This is a genomic window from Rhizobium sp. ERR 1071, from assembly GCF_007828675.1.
Lineage (GTDB): Bacteria > Pseudomonadota > Alphaproteobacteria > Rhizobiales > Rhizobiaceae > Rhizobium > Rhizobium dioscoreae.
On the sequence record NZ_VITM01000002.1, the window covers coordinates 732,764 to 753,695 of the forward strand.

Genomic DNA, 20,932 nt, shown 5'->3' on the forward strand with positions numbered 1-20,932 from the left:
GTTATAAAGGGTTCAGTTCACTCCAACAGCGAGAGCATGATGACAAGCGCAGCAACGACTTACGCGACATGGCACAAGGAACCGCAGGGCGACGCCGCCATGGCAGAATCGCATAGCCCTTATTGGCGCCACTTCATTGAGACGGTGCCGGAGCGGGATTTCTCCTCGAAGACCGTCCTGGATTTCGGCTGCAACCGTGGCGGCTTTCTACGGCTGCTTTATGCCATGCGGCCGTTCCGACGCGGTGTCGGCATCGATATCGCTTCGGAATCGGTGGCTGCCGCTGTCGAAGCCGCAGGCAACATGCCGCTCCAGTTTCAAGTCACGACCGACCTGGCGCCCTTTGCCGACAGCTTCGACGTGGCTTTCAGCTATGAGGTGATCTATCTGCTGCCGGAGTTGAGAGAGCATGCCGAGGGGATGTTCCGGGTCCTGCGCAATGGGGGCGTCTATTACGCGGTGACCGGGTGCCACAATGAAATGCCGCTTTGGCCGAAGTGGCTCGAGCTGATAGGCAACAACAGCAACGCGCCCATGCAGGATCGCTCGCCACAGGACTATATCGAAGCCTTCACGGCAGCAGGCTTCGATGTTTCCGTCAGGCGCTTCGGCTATGATGGTTTTGTGCGTGCCACCAAGGATCGGAAATATTATCCGAGCATTCTCGATGCGTTGAGCTATCCAGCCGAATACAAGCTGCTGTTCCGGCTGGAGAAGCGTATCTGATATGGAGACGATCGACCGAAAGGGCGGCAGCGCGCTCTGGCATCAGATCGGCGAGATCCTGGCGGCCGATATTGCCGCTGGGACTTTCGCGCCCGGAGAGAAATTGCCGACCGAGCCCGAGCTGATGCGGCGGTTCGGCGTCAGCCGTTTCACCGTGCGGCAGGCGCTGGGGCACTTGGAGCAGCGTGGATTGGTCCGCGCCGAACAGGGGCGGGGAACCTTCGTTCATAGGGGCGTGCTCGACTATACGCTGTCGAAACGCACCCGCTTCCACAAAAATCTGATCGAGCAAGGTTTCGAACCGGGCGGCGAGCTGCTCGTTCACGAGATCGTGCCGGCGACCGAACGCGTCGCGGCCCATTTAAAGATCGCAATCGGCGCGTCGGTCATCCATCGTCGCGGTGTCATGACGGCCGACGGTATTCCAGTGGAATTGGGGGATTCCTATTATCCGGCCGAACGTTTTCCCGATTTCGATCAGGCTAGATTGAGGCATCCGACAATCTCGGCAGCGCTCGCCAGCTATGGCGTCACCGACTATGAGCGCTTGTCGACGGAGATCGAGGCGCGCATGCCGACGGCCGACGAGGCGCGGATCCTGCGCCAGCCGAAATCCGCGCCGTTGCTGGTGACGCGCAAGGTGGATGCGGATACCGACGGAGTGCCGATCACCTATTCGGAATCGGTCTGGCCGGCCGAGCGCACCACATTCAATCTCGATCTGCGGTGAGAGCGCCGGAGAGCCCTTGAGGCTCTTCGCGAGCTTGAACTAGCGGTGGGAGAGGATATTGACCACCTTGCCGAAGGGGTCGCGGACGTAGAAGCGGCGGACACCCCACGGCTCGTCCGTCAGGTCATACAATATGCCGAAGCCCATGGAGGTGGCGCGCTGATAAAGCGTATCGACATCGTCGACTTCGATGGAAAGGTCGGGGACGAGCGTTCCCGAACCGCCCTCGCTGGCGACGCTGATCTGCGGCACTGTTGCCGCTTCAGAGGCGAAGGTCAGGATCCAGCCGTGATCCATGACGATGTCGAGGCCGAGCAGGTCGTGGTAGAAAAGACGGGCCGTGGCGGGATCGGCGGCGGACAGGTTCGGGATGATGCGTAGGACGGTCACTGACGTTTCTCCCTTGTGATGTGGAGGCGAGCTCTAGCCGCGCCTCCACGATGCTGGTTCAGACCGTGACGGCCGGCAGCAGCTTGGCGCGCTCCGCCAGGATGTGGCGGCAGGCGCTGGCGACTTCCCGGCCCTTGATGATGAAATGTTCCTTGAAGAACTGGATGTGGGCTTCCGACTCCTGGAAGTGATGCGGGGTCAGGACTGCCGACAGGATCGGCACGCCGGTGTCCAGCTGGACGCGCATAATAGCATCAAGAACCGTATTGGCGACAAATTCATGGCGATAGATGCCACCGTCGACAACGAAAGCGGTGGCAACGATTGCGGAATAACGGCCGTTGCGGGCGAGCGTCTGAGCATGCAGCGGAATTTCCAAGGCGCCGGGCACGTCGAAGATATCGATCGGCGATGCACCTTCCGTCGTCTGCCATTCGGCAACGAAGGAGTCGACCGAGCGATCGACGATATCGGCATGCCAGCGAGCCCGAATGATCGCGACGCGGCTCGGCTGGGTAGAAATCGAAATGGTCATGAATTTTGCCTTTCAAGGGTTGTTGTCAAATATCCCTTGGGCGAACACGCAACATCGCGGCATCCCTCGCGCGGAGGAGGTGCGATCCTGCTTGCTCTCTTCCATCCGGACTATACCGTCGGCTCCGGCATCTCACCGGATCTGCTGACCCTTCCGAAGGCTCGGAAGGCGCTCGCGGGCTCGAGGAAACTCCCCATACCGCCGGTGGGGAATTGCACCCCGCCCTGAGAACGTCCGGACTATAAATGCTTTCTCTCATGAAAATCAAAGAAAAACGCCGGGCTTCTGACCCGGCGTCCGCGAATAATTTTCCAAAATGACCCTGCGACGCAGGGTGCTTTCTCAATCCTGAATCACGAGCAGATCGGAGGAGGCGAAGCGCAGCGTCACCTTCTCGCCGACGCTCGGAGGCATCATCCCGGGGCTGTTGAACATGTCGAAGGAAATCGTGTTGCCAGCAACGTTCATGCGGGTGCGAATGACCGAACCCAGGAAGTGTGCCGAAGAGACTTCGCCCGTGAGAGCCGTATCGCCTTTGGCCGATTCCGCCAGCGAACCGGCTTCCGGACGCAGGGCGAGTGATACGGTGTCGCCCGGTTTATAGGCCGTCACCGACTGCTTCAGGGTCACACCCTGATCGCCGATCATGATGCGGTTGCTATCGGGATCGACGACCTTGCCTTCGATCAGGTTTAGCGTACCGACGAAGGAAGCGACGAAGCGGGTTGCCGGCGTGTTGTAAATCTCGAAAGGCGTGCCGATCTGATCGGCGCGACCGGCATTCATGACGACGATGCGATCGGAGATCGACAGGGCTTCTTCCTGGTCGTGGGTCACGAAAACGGTGGTGATGCCGAGCTGCTGCTGGATGGCGCGGATTTCTTCGCGCAGCGAAATGCGGATCTTGGCATCAAGGGCCGAAAGCGGCTCGTCGAGCAGGAGCACTTGCGGCTTGACGGCGATAGCGCGGGCGAGCGCCACGCGCTGCTGCTGGCCGCCGGACATCTGATAGGGATAGCGGCCGGCGAGATGGTCGAGCTTGATGAGAGCCAGCATCTCCTTGACGCGCTTATCGATGTCGGGCTTTGCCATGCCGGCCACTTTGAGGCCGAAAGCGACGTTGTCGTGCACCGTCATGTTCGGGAACAGCGCGTAGGCCTGGAACACCATGCCGATATTCCGCTGGTTCGGTTTTAACGCCCGCTGATCCTTGCCGTTGATCGACAGGGTGCCGGCGGTCGGCGTTTCGAAACCGGCGATCATGCGCAGCACGGTCGTCTTGCCGCAGCCCGATGGTCCAAGGAAGGAGATGAATTCTCCCTTCTCGATTTGCATATTGAAATCGTGAACGACCTGAACTTCGCCGAATGATTTCTTGATGTGGGTGAGTTCGAGAAAAGCCATGGTGAGAAGCCTTACGCCTTAACCGGAGCCAGTTTTGAGAAGCGGGAAACGAGCTGCAGCAGACCCATGCTAAGCCAGGTGACAGCAAGCGCAATGATGGCGAGCGCCGAGGATTGATAAGCCTGGTTGGCGCCGACGAGCTGCATGTAAGGGCCGAAAGCCGGACGATTGAGCAGCGAGGCCATCGTGAATTCGCCCATGACGATCGCCAGCGTGATGAATGCGCCGGAGAGCACGCCGCTCATGACATTGGGGAAAATGCAGCGGAGCATGATGGTTGTCCACTTCGCGCCAAGGCTTTCTGCGGCTTCCGTCAGGGTGCCGACATCGATCGTGCGCATCGCCGTGTCGACTGAACGATACATATAGGGGAGCGCCAAGACAATATAGGAGCAGACAAGAAGGAAGTTCGTCGTCTGCTCGAAGCCTGTCAAAGGCAGGATCGATGACGAATTGTAGAGGCGCAGATAGCCGAAGACGATGACGATGGCGGGGATGACCAGCGGCATCAGCGTGATGAACTCGACGATCGGGCGTATTTGGGGCAAACGGAGGCGCACCCAATAAGCCGTAGGCACCACGATCAACATGCCGAAGATGATGGTCAGCAAGGCCATGAGCATCGAATAGCCGAACGCATACAGGAAGTGAGCGTCCGAAAAGACTGATGCATAGGCGTCAAAACTATAGGCGTCGCGACGCATGCGCAGTGAGAATTCCAGCGTACCGATGAGCGGAACGATGAAATAGATAGCGCCGATGACAACAGCGATCCAGGCAAAGAATTTTTGCAGCTTCATTTCTGCCACCGTTCCGCGCGAATACGCATGATGATGTAGATCACATTGGAAATGCCAGTGATGACGATCATGCCGAGCGCCATTGCATAGCCGAGATTGGCGTTGTGCAGCACGTCGCCGCGGATTTGCGCGTAGAGCTGGATCGGGATGATGTTCAGCGAGCTGCCCGTCAGCGCGATGGCCGTTGCGATGGCGCCGAAGGCGTTGGCAAACAGCAGCAGCGTCGTGCCAAGCAGGCTCGGCCAGAGAATGGGGAGCGCCACCATGAGCCAATATTGTCTCGTGGTCGCCCCGAGGATGGATGCGGCTTCACGCCATTCCTTTTTCATGCCGTCCAGCGCCGGCGTGATAATCAGCACCATCAGCGGAATCTGGAAGTACATATAGGTGATGGTCAAGCCGACGAAGCTGTAGAGATTGAAGCCTGTGGAATAGAGATTGAAACCCAACCAATCCCTCATCAGCAGCGTGACGAGGCCCAGGCGACCGATCGTGGCGATGAACGCAAAAGCCAGTGGTACGCCGGCGAAATTTGAGGCGACACCGGAAAAGGTAAGGAAGGCATGGCGCACCCAGGCCGGAAGTCCGCCCATGACCAGCGCCCAGGCCAGATAAAAGCCGATCAACGCGCCGCCGAGCGCCGAGGCGACCGAAACCCTGATGCTGATCCAATAGGAGTCCAAGATGGATTTCGTGAACAGATCGCCGATGTTCTTCAGCGTCAGGCCGCCGTCCGGCGTCAGAAAAGCGCCAGCGATCAGATAGATTGTCGGCAAAATCAGAAACAGCAGCGCGAAGATCAGGAAGGGCGCTATGCCCAGCCAGTCAACGACCACGCGTTTGTTGATCAAGGGCGTGGTGCTGATCGTCGATGTTGTCACGGTGCTCATGATTGGCCCAATCCGCGGCGTCAAAAAACGGAAAACCTCCCCGCCGAAGCGGGGAGGCCAAGTTAGTTGTGATTACTGCACGTTCGAACCGACGACGGAATCCCACTTCGTGGTGATGGCGGTCTTGCCGGCATCCTGTTCTTCTAGCGTCGGGAAGACGGCCTTTTCGTAAGCGGCGGCCGGCGGCAGCTTGTCGAGAAGTTCCTGCGGAACCTTCTTGTTCTTCGCCAGGTCGTTGAAGCGGATCGGGTGGCAATAGCCCTTCAGCCAGCCGATCTGGCCTTCGTCGGAATAGAGGAATTCCATCCAGAGCTTGGCAGCGTTCGGATGCGGAGCGAAAGCCGAGATCGCCTGGACGTAGACACCAGCGATAACGCCGGAAGCCGGAACAGTGACGTCGACCGGCGGGTTGCCGTTCAGGCTGTCGCGCCAGGAGAGACCGTTGTAGTCCCAGGCGACGACGATCGGGGTTGCACCCTGAGCCAGCGAGGCGGACTTGCCGATGACCGGAACGAAGTTGCCGGCCTTGTTGAGCTTCGCGAAGTAATCGAGACCGGCGGCGCCGATCTTGGCGGCGTCCTTTTCGCCGGCTGCGAGGCCGGCGGCGTAGACGGCCTGAACTGCCTGGTTCGACGTGCGCGGGTCACCGGCGAGCGAAACGGTGTTGGCATATTCCGGCTTCAGGAGGTCAGCCCAGTCCTTCGGCGGGTTCTTCACGACGTCCTTATTGGTGACGAAAGAGAGAACACCGTAGTAGTCGCCGTACCAGTAGCCTTCGGCATCCTTGGCGCTGTCCGGAATGGAATCCCAGGTGGAAACCTTGTACGGCTGCAGCAGGCCTTCCTTCTTGGCCGTCGGGCCGAAAGAGAGACCGACGTCGATCACGTCGGGAGCTTGCGGGCCGGTGTTGCCCTTGTTGGCGCGGATTGCTTCGACTTCATCGCCCGAACCGGCATCCGGATTCAGTTCGTTGACTTCGATGCCGTATTTCGCCTTGAACGCAGCGATCAGGTCGCCATAACCGCACCAGTTGTGGGGCAGGGCGATCGTGGTCAGCGTGCCTTCCTTCTTAGCGGCAGCGATGAGATCGGCGCTCGGTTCTGCGGCCGCGATAGCCGTCGAAGCGACGAGCATCGCCGTAGAAATTGTCAGAAGACGATGAATTTTCGAGATCACTGCATTTCCTCCTTTTGGGTTTTCAGTGTCTGGCGTTGCTGTTAATGACGTTACATGAAGGTTGTGTGACGACTTCAAAGTGTTGCGTTTGCTGAAAACGCAGTCGATTTTTGCTTCTAATCGACAAGTATGACAGCCGCTGTATTTCACACCCTTCACGAACCGTTATTTTCTGTTTCATTCCCCTTCAACTTAGCTTGCGAAACAGCTTGGTTTGCTCGAAAAGACCTTCCAGTGTCTTCATACGCTCGCTTGTCTCGTCCCATGTCGAGCTTTGTACAGCTTCGATCAGGGCTTCGACGATGAAGAGGGTGACAACCGATGAATCCCAGGCGGACGGCGCCTCGATCTGCACGCGGAACGTGTATTTCGCATGCTTGGCGGCGGGCGTTGCCCACTGGTCGGTGAAGACGATGATTTCCGCGCCACGCCGGCGGGCGGCGGCGGCCAGATTGACCATTTCCTGCTCGTAACGCCTGATATCGAATATGACGAGCAGATCGCCCGGATTCATGTTCAGGACATATTGCGGCCAGGTGCTGGAATTGGAGGAGAGCAGCGTCGTGTTGGGGCGGATGACCTGCATATGGGTGAAGAAATACTCGGCAAGCGCCCCTGTAATGCGCCCGCCCACGAAATAAAGGCCGCGTTTTCTTTCCGACAGCAGCGCGGCAACGCCATCGAAGGTCGCCACGTCGATATCCGACAGGGTCTGCCGCAGGTTGCCCATGATGGCGTCGGCGAAACGATTGAGGATATGCGTGCCTGGCGCGTTGGATGCCCAGCGATCGTGCTTTGTCAGGGGGTTGGAGATCGTTGCCTCGACCTCTTGATGAAGATGGGCCTGGAAGTCCGGATAGCCTTTGTATCCGAGTTTCTGCACCATGCGTGCAACTGTCGGGGTCGAAACCCGCGCATTCTCGGCGACGGTGGTAATGCTGCCCAACCCGGAAACGGGATAATTGTCGAGCAGGCTCTTGGCGAGCTGCTTTTCGGCGCGCGTCAGCGTGTCAAAGCGCGCATTGATTACGTCTGAAACTGTTTTCGACGCATTGTTCACTCGATTTTAGCTCCCCGGAACGGTCTGATGCCGCTTTCCTTGCAGGATATAACAACGCTGTCACATTTCGAGTCAATGTCACAAATGAAGAAATAATTTCAGTTTCCAGTTGACAGCGGCGAAAACCTGAAGAATTCTTTTCTTATAAACATTTTGTTAATCGGCAATGGGGCGTCTCCGATGCTCGCGCAGCAAGGTATTTTGACGAAGGCAGACGGCGATTGCGTTGCGGTCGAAAGACCGGACGGAAGCAGTGCGGTTTTGCTCGTCTGTGAGCATGCCTCCCGCGCGCTTCCAGAACGGTTCGGCGACCTCGGGCTTTCCGTCGAGGCGCTTTCGAGCCATATCGCGTGGGATCCGGGCGCACTCGCGGTTGCAAGAGGAATTTCCGCCGGCTTGAATGCCACCTTGGTTTTTCAGCGCTTCTCCCGGCTGATCTATGATTGCAACAGGCCCCCCGAAAGCGCAGGTGCCATGCCAGAGACGAGCGAGATCTATACGATCCCTGGAAATCAGCACCTGGGCGAGGCGGATAGAAAAGCGCGTACGGAAGGGCTCTACATCCCGTTTCACGATCGTATCCGGTCGCTTTTGAGGGAGAGGGCAGCGCGCGGACAAAAAACCGTGATCGTGACAATCCATAGCTTCACGCCGGTCTATAATGGCAAGCCACGGGCGGTGGAGCTTGGCATTCTGCATGATGAAGACCGTTGGCTGGCCGATCGCATGCTCGATGCAGCAGCTGAGGCGCCGCTCTATCAGACAGAGCGCAACCAGCCTTACGGTCCTCAAGACGGTGTCACCCATACGTTGAAGCTGCATGGGCTCGCCAATGGTCTGCATAACGTAATGATCGAGGTCCGCAACGACCTCATTCGAGATGACGTCGGTCAAGGGGTCATGGCCGATTATCTGACGGGGCTTCTCCAGAGCAGTCTGGAAGCCTGAGCATAAAAGAAAAAGACCCCGGGGAGCAGTTCAACTGCGATCGGGCCGCATGGCGAAATGTCAGCGGTCAATGTGACACATGGTTCTCCGCAATCCCGCGGACGACCGGGCTTTAGGGGGAATGGCATGGCTGATTATACAGAGTCAGACAAGAAGCAGGATGTCCAGATCCTGCACTCCATGGGCTACGCTCAGGAGTTGGAACGGCGGATGAGTTCATTCTCGAATTTCGCCGTGTCCTTCTCGATCATCTGCATTCTATCCGGCGGCATCAATTCGCTGGCTCAAGCGACATCGGGTGCGGGCGGTGCCGCTATTGGTATCGGCTGGCCTGTCGGCTGCTTCATATCGCTCGTCTTCGCTGTGGCGATGGCCCAGATCAGTTCGGCCTATCCGACGGCCGGCGGTCTCTACCACTGGGGCTCGATCCTCGGCAATCGCTTCACCGGCTGGCTGACGGCCTGGTTCAACCTGCTCGGCCTCGTCACCGTCCTCGGCGCCATCAATGTCGGCACCTATTACTTCTTCGTCGGCGCATTCGGCGGCTACTTCAACATGACCGACACCACGCTGGTGCGCATCGTGTTCCTGGTGGTCATCACAGGTCTGCAGGCGCTGGTCAATCACATGGGTATCGGCTTGACGGCGAAGCTGACCGACTTCTCCGGTTATCTAATCTTCGCAACCTCGATCCTTCTGGCGGCTGTTTGCCTGATCGCTGCGCCGTCCTATGATTTTGCGCGGCTTTTCACCTTCACCAACTATTCCGGCCTGGCGACGATTGCTGCCGACGGCTCGGCAACCGGTGCCCCGGTCTGGCCGCAGGTTTCGACTTTCTGGGTCTTCGCGCTCGGCCTTCTGCTGCCGATCTACACGATCACCGGCTACGATGCCTCGGCCCATACGTCGGAAGAGACAGTGAAAGCCGCCCATTCCGTTCCGCGCGGCATGGTGTCGTCGGTTCTGTGGTCGGCGCTCTTCGGCTACATCATGCTTTGCTCGTTCGTGCTGATGCTGCCGAATATGGACGATGCCGCCAAGCAGGGCTGGAACGTGTTCTTCTGGGCAATGGACGCACAGGTCAATCCCATCGTGAAGGACATTCTCTATCTGCTGATCTTCATCAGCCAGTGGCTGTGCGGTCTCGCAACGGTAACCTCGGTTTCGCGCATGATCTTCGCCTTCTCGCGTGACGGCGGTCTGCCGGGATCTAAGGCTCTGTCTCGGGTCAGCCCGAAATACCGCACGCCGGTTTCGGCGATCTGGACTGGGTCGATCCTTTCCGTCCTGTTCGTCTGGGGTTCGTCGCTGGTATCGATCGGCGATACGCCGGTTTACACCATCGTCGTCTCATGCACCGTCATCTTCTTGTTCTTCTCCTTTGCGATCCCGATCACGCTCGGCCTTTTCGCATGGGGTACGGCGAAGTGGGACAAGATGGGCCCTTGGAACCTCGGGGAAGGGCTGTTCAAGCTGTTTGCCGTGCTGTCGATCATCGCGATGATCATCATCTTCGTTCTCGGCATTCAGCCGCCGAACGACTGGGCGGGCATTATCACCGTCGGCTTCCTGGTTCTGACGGCCATCGTCTGGTTCGGCTTCGAGCGCCGTCGCTTCAAGGGCCCGCCCATCGGCGATGCCATTGCCAAGCGCAAGGCTGAGATCGCGGCAGCGGAAGCCGCCGTCGGCGAGACGTAAGCGAAGTCCAATCTTTGCAAACAATGGGGTCGCAAACCTGCGACCCTTTTCACCGGTAGCGACACGGCGGCACGCGCGGATTATCCCGCAAGGGGGTATCGTTCGGCAGGCCGACGTTTCAATTCATTGTTCAGGCGGACCAAATTATGAGCAGCAGCTATACGTTCGACGACCTCAAGCGAGATGTGGCCGAAGGGCTCATCGATACGGTTCTGGCATGTCAGGTCGACATGCAGGGCCGGTTGATGGGCAAACGCTTCCAGGCGGAATTTTTCATCGAAAGCGCCTGGAAGGAAACGCATAGCTGCAATTATCTGCAGGCGACCGACATCGAGATGGAAACCGTCTCCGGCTACAAGTCGACGAGCTGGGAGAAGGGCTATGGCGACTATACCATGAAGCCGGACCTTGCCACGCTGCGCCGCATCCCGTGGCTGGAAGGCACGGCGCTCGTCCTTTGCGATGTGCTTGACCATCATACACATGAGGAAGTCGCGCATTCTCCGCGCGCCATCCTGAAGAAGCAGGTGAAGCGATTGGAAGCCATGGGGCTCAAGGCCTACATGGCTTCTGAGCTCGAATTCTTCCTGTTCGACCAGAGCTATGACAGCGCGCGCGAAGCTGGCTATCGCAACATGAAGCTCGCCAGCGGCTATAACGAGGACTACCACATCTTCCAGACCACCAAGGAGGAAGAGGTGATGCGGGCGATCCGCACCGGCCTTCAGGGCGCAGGCATCCCGGTGGAGAATTCGAAGGGCGAGGCTTCGGCGGGGCAAGAGGAAATCAACGTCCGCTATGCTGACGCCCTGACCATGGCCGACCGCCATGCCATCATCAAGAATGGTTGCAAGGAGATCGCCTGGTCGAAGGGCAAGGCAATCACCTTCCTCGCGAAGTGGAATTACGGTGCCGCCGGAAGCTCCTCGCACATCCATCAGTCGCTTTGGAGCCTCGACGGAAAGAGCCCGAAGTTCTTCGAAGAAGGCGGCAAATACGGCATGTCGCCGATGATGAAGCACTATGTCGCCGGACTTCTGACCCATGCCAGCGAGATCACCTATTTCCTTGCGCCCTATATCAATTCCTACAAGCGCTTCATGGCCGGCACCTTCGCGCCGACCAAGGCGATCTGGAGCAAGGATAACCGTACCGCCGGTTATCGCCTTTGCGGCGAGGATACGAAATCGATCCGCATCGAATGCCGTGTCGGGGGTTCGGACCTCAATCCGTACCTGGCTTTTGCGGCTCTGATCGCCGCCGGTATCGATGGTATCGAAAACAAGCTTGAACTCGAGGCGCCGTTTGTCGGCGACGCCTATGGTGCGCGCGAAGTTCGCGAGATACCGCGCACGCTGCGCGATGCCACGACTGCCTTGACGACGTCGAAGATGCTGCGTGCCGCCTTCGGGGATGATGTCATCGATCACTACACCCGCGCCGCCGAATGGGAGCAGGAGGAATACGATCGTCGTGTGACCGATTGGGAAGTGGCGCGCGGATTCGAAAGAGCGTAAGGCTTTTGCGATCTGCCTCCTGCCCGATTTTCATTTTATGATCGGGCAGGGCGCTGGGATGTTATGTCGGTCCGCCGTTTCTCCTTTGAATGCGGCTGCTGCTTGCGCAACATCCGGGCAATCAATGGATGACCAGGAAAACAGGAATTCGATCATGACCATGATCACATGCGTCTCCCCGGTGAACGGAGAGGTTTATGCCGAGCGTCCGGCGCTGTCGCTGGAAGCTGGCAAGGAAGTCGTCGCACGCGCCCGCAAGGCGCAGAAGGATTGGGCGCGTCGTCCGCTGGAGGATCGTGTCCAGCTCGTGCTAAAAGGGGTGGCTCGGCTCAATGAGATGGCCGATGTCGTCGTGCCGGAGCTTGCCTGGCAGATGGGCCGTCCGATCAAGTATGGCGGCGAATATCGCGGCTTCAACGAGCGCTCGAACTATGTAGCCTCGATCGCGGCCGACGCACTGGCACCCTTGGTCGTCGAGGATAGTGCCAATTTCGCCCGCAGCATCGAGCGCGAACCGCATGGCGTGGTCTTTGTCATCGCTCCGTGGAATTATCCCTACATGACGGCCATCAACACGGTCGCCCCGGCGCTGATGGCCGGCAATACCGTCATTCTCAAGCACGCAAGCCAGACGCTGCTCGTTGGCGAGCGGCTGGTGCAGGCTTTCGTCGAGGCCGGCGTTCCCACCGATGTCTTCCAGAATGTCTTCCTGGATCATGAAACCACCTCGGCGCTGATTGCCGCCGGCAGCTTCAACTTCGTCAATTTCACCGGCTCCGTCGAAGGCGGCCGGTCGATCGAGCGTGCGGCCGCCGGCACCTTTACCAGCCTTGGCCTCGAGCTTGGCGGCAAGGATCCGGGCTATGTCATGGAAGACGCCGATCTGGACGCCGCCGTCGACACGCTGATGGATGGCGCGACCTATAATTCCGGCCAGTGCTGCTGCGGCATCGAGCGCATCTACGTGCATGAATCGCTCTACGACAATTTTGTCGAGAAGTCGGTTGCCTGGGTTTCGAACTATAAGCTCGGTAATCCCCTCGATCCTGAGACGTCGCTCGGGCCGATGGCGCATAAGCGCTTTGCCAAGGTCGTGCGTGAACAGATCGCCGATGCGGTTGCCAAGGGCGCCGAGGCGCTGGTCGATCCGAAGCTGTTCCCGGCCGATGACGGCGGCGCCTATCTTGCGCCGCAGGTCCTCGTCAATGTCGATCATTCCATGGCCTTCATGCGCGAAGAAACCTTCGGTCCAGCGGTCGGCATCATGAAGGTGAAGAGCGATGCGGAAGCGCTGGAACTGATGAACGACAGTCCCTACGGTCTGACGGCTTCGCTCTGGACCAAGGATGTCGAGCGCGCCTCAGGTATCGGCCGCGAAATCGAAACCGGCACCGTCTTCATGAACCGCGCCGATTATCTCGATCCGGCTCTGTGCTGGACCGGCGTCAAGGAAACCGGCCGTGGCGGCTCGCTGTCGATCATCGGCTTCCACAATCTGACGCGCCCGAAATCCTATCATCTGAAGAAAGTAACAGCATGAGCACTATCTCAGCCAATTGGAGCTATCCGAACGCCTTCAAGCTCGGTCGTGGCCGTATCAAGGAGCTCGCGGACGCCTGCAAGAGCCTGGGCATGAAGAAGCCGCTCCTGATCACCGACCGGGGACTTGCCTCGATGGCGATCACGGCGACGGCCTTGGATATTCTGGAGGATGCAGGTCTCGGTCGCGCCATCTTCGCTGACGTCGATCCGAATCCGAACGAGAAGAACCTCGAAGCTGGCGTAAAAGCGTTTAAGGAGGGCGGCCATGATGGTGTCGTCGCCTTCGGCGGCGGTTCCGGCCTCGATCTCGGCAAGTGCGTTGCCTTCATGGTCGGGCAGACACGCCCGGTCTGGGATTTCGAAGATATTGGCGACTGGTGGACCCGCGCCAGCGTCGAAGGCATTGCGCCGATCGTCGCTGTACCGACGACCGCTGGCACCGGCTCGGAAGTCGGCCGCGCCAGCGTCATCACCAATTCCGCGACGCATGTGAAGAAGATCATCTTCCATCCGAAGTTCCTCCCGGGTGTCGTCATTGCCGATCCGGAGCTGACCGTCGGCATGCCGAAGATCATCACCGCCGGCACTGGCATGGATGCCTTTGCGCATTGCCTGGAAGCCTATTCCTCACCCTTCTACCATCCGATGTCGGCCGGCATCGCGCTGGAAGGCATGCGCCTGGTCAAGGAATTCCTGCCGCGCGCCTATCGTGAGGGAACAGATCTCGAAGCCCGGGCCAACATGATGAGTGCTGCCGCCATGGGCGCCGTCGCCTTCCAGAAGGGGCTCGGCGCCATCCACGCGTTGTCGCATCCGATTGGCGCCGTCTACAACACGCATCACGGCATGACCAATGCTGTCGTCATGCCAGCTGTCCTGCGCTTCAACCGCAAAGCCATCGAAGAAAAGATTGCGCGCGCCGCCGCCTATCTTGGCATTTCGGGTGGTTTCGACGGCTTCTATGATTATGTGCTGAAGCTACGCTCGGAACTTGGCGTGCCGGAAAGCCTCTCGGCTATGGGCATTGCACCTGACCGGATCGACGAACTCTCCGCCATGGCAATCGAAGATCCGAGTGCCGGCGGCAATCCGGTGCCGATGACGCTCGAAAACACGAAGGCTTTGTTCCGCGACTGCTTCTGATACGCCGCCGAACTACCTGACGCGCCGGATGAAAAATAGCGGTGCGTTTGATATTTCAAGACAAAGAAAAAGCCGCCGAGTTTTCCCGGCGGCTTTTTTGTGTAAGCATGTCTGGCAATCAGTCTACGAATTCGACGACGACGCCGGGCTTGACCATTTTCGCGAGCTCAGTCGCATCCCAATTGGTGAGACGGACACAGCCGTGGCTCTGCGACTTGCCGATCCGCGAGGGATCCGGCGTGCCGTGGATGCCATAGGTCGGTTTCGACAGGGCCATCCAGACCGTACCGACCGGGCCGTTCGGGCCAGGCGGAATGTTCAGAACCTTGTCGTTGGCGCCCTGCTGGAAGTTGATCTTTGGATTGTAGGTATAGCCAGGATTGAAGGCGACGCGCTCGACTGTGACAGTGCCTGACGGCGAGGGCGTGTCTGCGGAACCAATGCTGGCCGGGTAGGCTGCGATCAGCGTGCCGTTGGCATCATAGGCGAAAACCTGCTTGCGGCCCTTATCAGCCAGGATCTTGGCAACTGTGCCGGTCTTGCCGGGGCCTGTATTGACGACCTTGATGATGCTGCCGGGCACGGTGAAATCGACGCCGGGGTTGAGCGCCTTCAGGTAGCCTTCATCCATATGAAAGCGCTCCGCCAGCATTTCGGTCGTCGACGTGTAGCCGAGGGAAGGCATCTGGGACTTCGCGGCATAGTCCTCAGGGATCGAAGCGACGTAGGGGCCTGCGGCGTCGGCAGCGGTGATCGTATAGTTGACGATCGGCATGCCGCCGGACATGCGCAGCTGTTCGAGGATCGCGTCGGTATTGTTGGGGTCGAGCGTTTGCCCGGTCATCTGCTGATAGGCATAGATCGCCTTGGTGACGTTTGCGCCCATGCGGCCGTCGATCGCACCAGGCGAAATACCCTGCCGCGCGAGGAAGACCTCCAGCGCGGTAATCTCCATCTTCGACTTGCCCTTGAGCGTGATGACGGGTTCGGCCGGTGGTGGCTTGTTGACGATATCAGGTGCGCCCTGTTGCGGATCGATTGACGCGTAATCACTGCCGTTCTGGTTCGCCTGGCCCCGGTTCTGGCCTGGTAAGGGCTGATTGTCGAGCGGCTGGCGCTGGATATCGCTGTCACGCGGAATGCCGCCGGTGATCACGCTACGATCCTGCTGACCGTAACCATTATCGGGAGCGCCGTCGTAATTTCCGTAGCTGTCGGTACGATACTGACGATAGTCCTGGTAGTTGCCGTTGTTGGAAAGCTGCGTATCGCCATAGCGGCTGCCGTTATCAGCGTAGCTGTCGCGAGCGGGCGCGCGGGGATAATAGGTGCTGGCCTTCATCTCCGTGGCGACGATATTGCCATAGGCATCGATCAGAACCCGGCGGCCGCGTCCGTCGCGCGCCATGGAATATCCACCACCATAAGGATACTGATCAAGAATCCGACCGTCGGGAGTGACGAGAACCGTGTTGCCGTTGCTGCTGCGATAATATTGCGCCTGCGCATCGGTGAGGGCGAGCGCAGATACAGCGGCAGTCGTTGCCAGGGCAAAACTCAATTTTACGAACCGGTTCACGTCTGTCGAATCCTCGGGATAGTCGTTCGGCTGACACACACATGGCAATTTTGACGCCAGTATGGAGATTTAGATTATCATGCTGAATAAAATATAAAAATTTATGTGATCAAGGCTTCAAGTTAAGATTTGGTAAGCCAAATAACCGTTTATTTCAGTCGCGCGCCACCTTGGGACAGCACCTGCGCTCGGCGCCGATCAGGGAGGATTTTAGGGATGATGGATTTTTCTGCGGCCAAGGGGCCGAAATTGACGCTGGACGAGGGTTCTGTGCTGGATATCGGCGCCTGCATCGTCGAGGGCAACAATCTCGCGCCCGGAAGTGCCGTTCCCGACGATGGCGATCCGCGTATCAGTCATTCCGTGGAAGGCTTCCTCTTCACCTGCGGGCCGGATCATATCCGCCATCCAGAGCCGATGTCCGGCGCCTATGAAGGCAAGCGCTATCCGCTGCATGGTTCCTTCTCGTCTCATCCAGCCAAAATTCTCTGGACCAAATTCGAGAATGGTAACGCGGAATGCCGCGCCGATATCGATGTCATCACAGCCGAACGCCGCACCGCAAGGCTGGAACGTCTTTGGCGGATCGATGGCGCAACCGGCGAAGTCTCGCTTGCCGACCGCATCGTCAATACGAGTACCGAGGCGATGCCGGTCTTTTTGATGTACCATATGAATATCGGCGGCAAATGGTTCGATAGCGGCACGCGCCTTGCCGGACAGATGCTGGAGAATGGCGGCTTTCCCTGGACCTTCGGCGAAGAGGGCGGTGATATCTTCTGCGTGCCGGCGCAGGAAAAGGGCGAGGATTGGGCAGAGATCAGCCTCGGACCCATCGCGGCCATTGGTGGGAAGACTCTGAGGGTGCGGTTCGGAACGGACACGCTGCCGTTTCTGCAGGTCTGGCGCAATCAGCGCGCGCCTGCCCATGTGCTTGGCATCGAGCCGGTTTCGCATCGGTGGGTCTCTCGCGAGGAGCTCGAGGAAGCAGGCGAATTCAATATTCTCCAGCCCGGCGAAGCCCGCAATTTCATGCTCAATTTTGCCTTCGTTTGAGAGCGCCCCGCGGTTGACGCTTGGCCTGTGGCGGCGTAGATCAAGGCCACAGTTTTAGAGAGGACATGAACCATGGATATCCGCCCGATCGACGATGAATACTCGGTATCCGGCCAGATTACCGTTGAGGATCTCGACCAGATCAAGGCTCTGGGGTTCAAGTCCATCGTTTGCCATCGCCCCGATGGCGAAAGCCCGGATCAGACGTCGTTCGGCGTCATCGAGGCCCGTGCCAAGGAACTCGGCCTGGAGATTACCCATGTACCCGTCGGCCCGATGGGCGTGACCGAAGAGGCCGTGCAGGGCATGGTCGATGCGCTGGACGAGTTTCCGCGCCCGATGCTTGGCTACTGCCGCTCGGGCGCACGCTCGACGGCGATCTATCAGAAGACGCATCACATTCGCGGCTGAACGGGTCCTTCCCCGGCCTTTTGATTGAGGGCAGACCCTGGGTCATGCCTTTTACCTATCGAAGAACAACACCAGGAGAAAACCATGAGCATCAAGCGCATCGACGTTGGCGCCCGCATGAGCGGCGCTGTCATCCATGGCAACACCGTCTATCTCGCCGGTCAGGTTGGTGAAGGCGAAAGCGTCACCGATCAGTGCAAGTCGGCACTCGCCGAAGTCGACCGCCTGCTGGGTGCTGCCGGCACCAACAAGTCGAAGATCCTGCAGACGCTCATCTACCTCTCCGACATTTCCTACTTCGCCGAAATGAACGCCGCCTGGGAAGCATGGGTCGATCCGGCCAACACGCCGGCCCGTGCGACCAGCGAAGCTAAGCTCGCAGCGCCGAAGTACAAGGTCGAATTCATCGTAACGGCAGCACTCGACTAAGTCGGGCCGGCGTATTTTTGAAAGGCCGGTGGGCTCGCGCTCATCGGCCTTTTGTTTGCGCAATTTCCGTCAGGGTGCGGGAGGGCGTGATCGCTTCCGGGTCGAGCGCGATCTCGATGATGGCCGGTTTGCCGCTGGCGCGCGCCCGCTCGAAGGCCGGGCCAAACTCTTCCGTCGCTTTCACCGTCTCGCCGTGGCCGCCATAGGCGCGGGCAAGGGCCGCGAAATCAGGATTGTCGAGTGTCGTGGCGCTGACACGGCCGGGATATTCCCGCTCTTGATGCATGCGGATGGTGCCGTACATGCCATTATTGATGACCAGGGCGATCAGTGGGAGGCCGTATTGAACGGCGGTCGCAAATTCCTGGCCATGCATCATGAAACAGCCGTCGCCGGCAAAGCAGATCACTTCGCGCTCGGGAAAGAGCTGTTTCGCGGCAACCGCAGCCGGCAGGCCATAGCCCATCGAGCCGGAGGTAGGCGCTGCCTGCGTGTTGAAACGGCGGAAGCGATGGAAGCGGTGCAGCCAGGTCGCGTAGTTGCCGGCACCGTTGGTGAAGATCGCATCATCGGCCGTATTTGCTTCGATCCAGTCCATGATGCGGCCCATATGGACGGCGCCGGGGCACTGTTGCGGTGTCTTTGACCAGGCAAGATAGGCCGCGTGCATGTGTTCCGTACGCTCGGCCCATGGTGTCGCGGTTGGCGCATCGAGCTCCGCGAGAGCCTCAACGAAATCCGCCGGGCTGGCACAGATCGCCAGGTCCGGACGATAGACGCGGCCAAGTTCCGAGGGATCGGCATGGACGTGGACAAGCTGCTGGCGCGGGTAGGGGATATCGACCAGTGTGTAGCCGGAGGACGGCATTTCGGAGAGGCGGCCGCCGAGAAGAATCAGTAGGTCCGCTTCCTTGATTTCCCTTGCCAGCGCTGGATTGATGCCGATGCCGACATCCCCGGCATAATTGGGATGCAGATGATCGAACAGCATCTGCCGCCGGAAGGAGCAACCGACCGGCAGTTTGAAACGCTCCGCGAATTGCTTGATGCCGGCAACCGCTTCCTCGTTCCAGCGCGTGCCGCCGAGAATGACCATCGGTCGCTGCGCAGTCGCAAGGCGCTGGCGGAGATCGGCAAGCTGGTGGCGGCCCGGATGAGCGGCAACAGGGGCATAGGGCAGCGCTTGCGGCGCGTCGACCTCATCGCGCAGCATGTCCTCGGGCAGGGTCAGCACCACGGGACCGGGGCGACCCGATGTTGCTACAGCGAAGGCGCGGGTGACGAATTCCGGGATGCGGGCGGCATCGTCGATCTCTCCGACCCATTTGGCGAATTCGGTAAAGGCCCTGCGAAACTCCACCTCCTGAAAGGCTTCGCGTTCGCGGGCATCACGCTGGACCTGACCGATGAACAGGATCATCGGGATCGAATCCTGCCGTGCAATATGAAGGCCGGCGGAGGCGTTTGTGGCACCTGGGCCGCGGGTGACCATGCAGATGCCGGGTTCGCCGGTCAATTGGCCCCAAGTATCCGCCATCATTGCCGCGCCGCCCTCCTGGCGGCAAACGAGCACCTTGATATCGCTGTCATGCAGGGCATCGAGCACGGCGAGAAAGCTCTCGCCCGGTACGCAGGAAATGCGCTGCACGCCATTGGCCTTCAAAGCCTCGACGATGAGTTGCCCGCCCGTTCGCTTCATGTCCCCGCCTTTCCCTCCAGTTCGGCCAATTCAGCCAGAACTTCCTCCTGATGTTCGCCGAGGCGCGGGCTTGGCCGCGTATAGACCAACGGCGTTTCCGACAGCACGATCGGCGTGCGCACGCTCGGAATGACGGTGCCGGCGCTATCCTCCAGATCGATCCTCAGGCCGCGTGCCACAATCTGCGGATCGGCGAACATGTCCTCGATCGTATTGATGGCACCGGCCGGAACGGCGTTGGCCGCGCAGGCTTTCAGCAGCTCCGCCTTGTTCCACTTCAGCGTCTCCGCCGAGATGAAAACCCGAACCTCGTTGCGGTTGGCAACGCGGGCCTTGTTCGTCGCATAGCGCTCGTCGTTGGCATGGGTTTCCACTCCGAGAATGGCGCACAGGCGCCGGAACTGTCCATCATTGCCGACAGCAAGGATGAGATAGCCATCGGCGGTGGGCACGACTTCATAGGGTGAGATATTCGGATGAGCGTTGCCGAGCCGTACGGGCGGCTTGCCGGAGATCAGATAGTTCATGTTCTGGTTGGCGAGCACGGCCGATTGCACATCGAGCAGCGCCATGTCGATGAGTTGTCCTTCCCCTGTCTTCAGAGCGTGGATCAGGGCGGCTTCGATTGCCGAGACGGCATAGATGCCGGTAAAGATATCCGCGATCGCAACACCGGCTTTCATCGGCTGTCCGTCCGGTTCGCCTGTGATCGACATGAAGCCGGACATGCCCTGGACGATATAGTCATAGCCGGCGAGACTGGCATAGGGTCCGGTCTGGCCGAAGCCGGTAATCGAACAATAGACGATCCGGGGATTGATCTTCTTCAGGCTTTCATAATCCAGCCCGTACTTTACCAAGCCGCCGAGCTTGAAATTCTCGATCACCACATCCGCCGTCTTCACCAGCCGGCGTACCAGCTCTTGGCCTTCCTGGGTCTTGAGATCGGCGATTACCGAGCGCTTGCCGCGATTGGCGGAGTGATAATAGGCAGCGGAGAGATTTTCGCCATCCTTGCCCTCGACGAAGGGCGGCCCCCATTGGCGGGTGTCGTCGCCGCCGTCGGGATTTTCCACCTTGATGACATCGGCGCCGAGATCGGCCAGCATCTGCCCCGCCCAGGGACCGGCAAGCACGCGGGCAAGCTCAATGACACGAATACCGGAAAGGGGAGGTTTCTTGGTTTTCTGGTCTGTCAT

General features: G+C 59.2%; 20 protein-coding genes and 1 riboswitch. Of the genes, 10 read left to right on the forward strand and 10 right to left on the reverse strand.

Going from position 1 to position 20,932, the window contains the following annotated elements:
- Positions 1–39 precede the first annotated feature (39 nt).
- Positions 40–726 carry a class I SAM-dependent methyltransferase gene (locus tag FBZ99_RS08890; protein WP_145632842.1) on the forward strand — a complete coding sequence of 229 codons (687 nt, stop codon included), beginning with the start codon at positions 40–42 and terminating at the stop codon, positions 724–726.
- 1 nt (position 727) lies between these two features.
- Positions 728–1,456, forward strand: a complete 729-nt coding sequence (phnF, locus tag FBZ99_RS08895; RefSeq protein WP_113351937.1) for a phosphonate metabolism transcriptional regulator PhnF — start codon at positions 728–730, stop codon at positions 1,454–1,456.
- A 39-nt stretch (positions 1,457–1,495) separates the two neighbouring features.
- Here the strand turns inward: phnF and FBZ99_RS08900 are convergent, their stop codons facing one another.
- From FBZ99_RS08900 to FBZ99_RS08930, 7 genes are all read right to left on the reverse strand, one after another.
- Complete coding sequence (locus tag FBZ99_RS08900; protein ID WP_113332873.1) at positions 1,496–1,846, reverse strand: VOC family protein; 351 nt, start codon at positions 1,844–1,846, stop codon at positions 1,496–1,498.
- A 58-nt stretch (positions 1,847–1,904) separates the two neighbouring features.
- Complete coding sequence (locus tag FBZ99_RS08905; RefSeq protein ID WP_145632603.1) at positions 1,905–2,381, reverse strand: 6,7-dimethyl-8-ribityllumazine synthase; 477 nt, start codon at positions 2,379–2,381, stop codon at positions 1,905–1,907.
- Positions 2,382–2,470: 89 nt separating this feature from the next.
- Positions 2,471–2,617, reverse strand: a riboswitch (FMN riboswitch).
- A 106-nt stretch (positions 2,618–2,723) separates the two neighbouring features.
- Entirely contained in the window at positions 2,724–3,785 is a 1,062-nt protein-coding gene (locus FBZ99_RS08910) for an ABC transporter ATP-binding protein (RefSeq protein ID WP_069612572.1), read from the reverse strand.
- Positions 3,786–3,796: 11 nt separating this feature from the next.
- Entirely contained in the window at positions 3,797–4,585 is a 789-nt protein-coding gene (locus FBZ99_RS08915) for an ABC transporter permease (RefSeq protein ID WP_113351938.1), read from the reverse strand.
- On the reverse strand, positions 4,582–5,475 hold the full coding sequence (locus tag FBZ99_RS08920; protein WP_113351939.1) for an ABC transporter permease: 894 nt from the start codon (positions 5,473–5,475) through the stop codon (positions 4,582–4,584). The genes FBZ99_RS08915 and FBZ99_RS08920 overlap by 4 nt, the downstream gene beginning before the upstream one ends.
- Before the next feature lie 72 nt (positions 5,476–5,547).
- Positions 5,548–6,651, reverse strand: a complete 1,104-nt coding sequence (locus FBZ99_RS08925; RefSeq protein WP_113332877.1) for an ABC transporter substrate-binding protein — start codon at positions 6,649–6,651, stop codon at positions 5,548–5,550.
- A gap of 187 nt (positions 6,652–6,838) precedes the next feature.
- Entirely contained in the window at positions 6,839–7,711 is an 873-nt protein-coding gene (locus FBZ99_RS08930; protein ID WP_095435308.1) for a MurR/RpiR family transcriptional regulator, read from the reverse strand.
- A gap of 180 nt (positions 7,712–7,891) precedes the next feature.
- Between FBZ99_RS08930 and FBZ99_RS08935 the strand changes: the two genes are divergently transcribed.
- The 5 genes from FBZ99_RS08935 to FBZ99_RS08955 all read left to right on the forward strand — a co-directional run bounded on the left by FBZ99_RS08935 (position 7,892) and on the right by FBZ99_RS08955 (position 14,559).
- The gene (locus FBZ99_RS08935) at positions 7,892–8,659 is read left to right on the forward strand and encodes an N-formylglutamate amidohydrolase (protein ID WP_145632605.1); all 768 of its coding nucleotides are present in this window, start codon (positions 7,892–7,894) and stop codon (positions 8,657–8,659) included.
- A 126-nt stretch (positions 8,660–8,785) separates the two neighbouring features.
- Positions 8,786–10,357, forward strand: a complete 1,572-nt coding sequence (locus tag FBZ99_RS08940; RefSeq protein WP_113332878.1) for an amino acid permease — start codon at positions 8,786–8,788, stop codon at positions 10,355–10,357.
- Between the two features lie 146 nt (positions 10,358–10,503).
- Positions 10,504–11,874 carry a glutamine synthetase family protein gene (locus tag FBZ99_RS08945; RefSeq protein WP_145316668.1) on the forward strand — a complete coding sequence of 457 codons (1,371 nt, stop codon included), beginning with the start codon at positions 10,504–10,506 and terminating at the stop codon, positions 11,872–11,874.
- Between the two features lie 154 nt (positions 11,875–12,028).
- Complete coding sequence (locus tag FBZ99_RS08950; RefSeq protein WP_145632608.1) at positions 12,029–13,414, forward strand: aldehyde dehydrogenase family protein; 1,386 nt, start codon at positions 12,029–12,031, stop codon at positions 13,412–13,414.
- Positions 13,411–14,559: an iron-containing alcohol dehydrogenase gene (locus FBZ99_RS08955; RefSeq protein ID WP_145632611.1), complete on the forward strand. Its 1,149-nt coding sequence runs from the start codon at positions 13,411–13,413 to the stop codon at positions 14,557–14,559. The genes FBZ99_RS08950 and FBZ99_RS08955 overlap by 4 nt, the downstream gene beginning before the upstream one ends.
- A gap of 118 nt (positions 14,560–14,677) precedes the next feature.
- Here FBZ99_RS08955 and FBZ99_RS08960 read toward each other — a convergent pair whose 3' ends face one another.
- Positions 14,678–16,138, reverse strand: coding sequence for a L,D-transpeptidase (locus tag FBZ99_RS08960; protein ID WP_113351942.1), 1,461 nt, complete (start codon positions 16,136–16,138; stop codon positions 14,678–14,680).
- Positions 16,139–16,354: 216 nt separating this feature from the next.
- Between FBZ99_RS08960 and FBZ99_RS08965 the strand changes: the two genes are divergently transcribed.
- From FBZ99_RS08965 to FBZ99_RS08975, 3 genes are all read left to right on the forward strand, one after another.
- Entirely contained in the window at positions 16,355–17,194 is an 840-nt protein-coding gene (locus FBZ99_RS08965) for a DUF4432 family protein (RefSeq protein WP_113351943.1), read from the forward strand.
- 72 nt (positions 17,195–17,266) lie between these two features.
- The gene (locus tag FBZ99_RS08970) at positions 17,267–17,605 is read left to right on the forward strand and encodes a TIGR01244 family sulfur transferase (RefSeq protein WP_113351944.1); all 339 of its coding nucleotides are present in this window, start codon (positions 17,267–17,269) and stop codon (positions 17,603–17,605) included.
- Positions 17,606–17,689: 84 nt separating this feature from the next.
- The gene (locus FBZ99_RS08975) at positions 17,690–18,034 is read left to right on the forward strand and encodes a RidA family protein (protein WP_113332882.1); all 345 of its coding nucleotides are present in this window, start codon (positions 17,690–17,692) and stop codon (positions 18,032–18,034) included.
- 40 nt (positions 18,035–18,074) lie between these two features.
- Here FBZ99_RS08975 and FBZ99_RS08980 read toward each other — a convergent pair whose 3' ends face one another.
- The gene (locus FBZ99_RS08980) at positions 18,075–19,733 is read right to left on the reverse strand and encodes a thiamine pyrophosphate-binding protein (RefSeq protein WP_113351945.1); all 1,659 of its coding nucleotides are present in this window, start codon (positions 19,731–19,733) and stop codon (positions 18,075–18,077) included.
- Entirely contained in the window at positions 19,730–20,932 is a 1,203-nt protein-coding gene (locus FBZ99_RS08985) for a CaiB/BaiF CoA transferase family protein (protein ID WP_113351946.1), read from the reverse strand. The genes FBZ99_RS08980 and FBZ99_RS08985 overlap by 4 nt, the downstream gene beginning before the upstream one ends.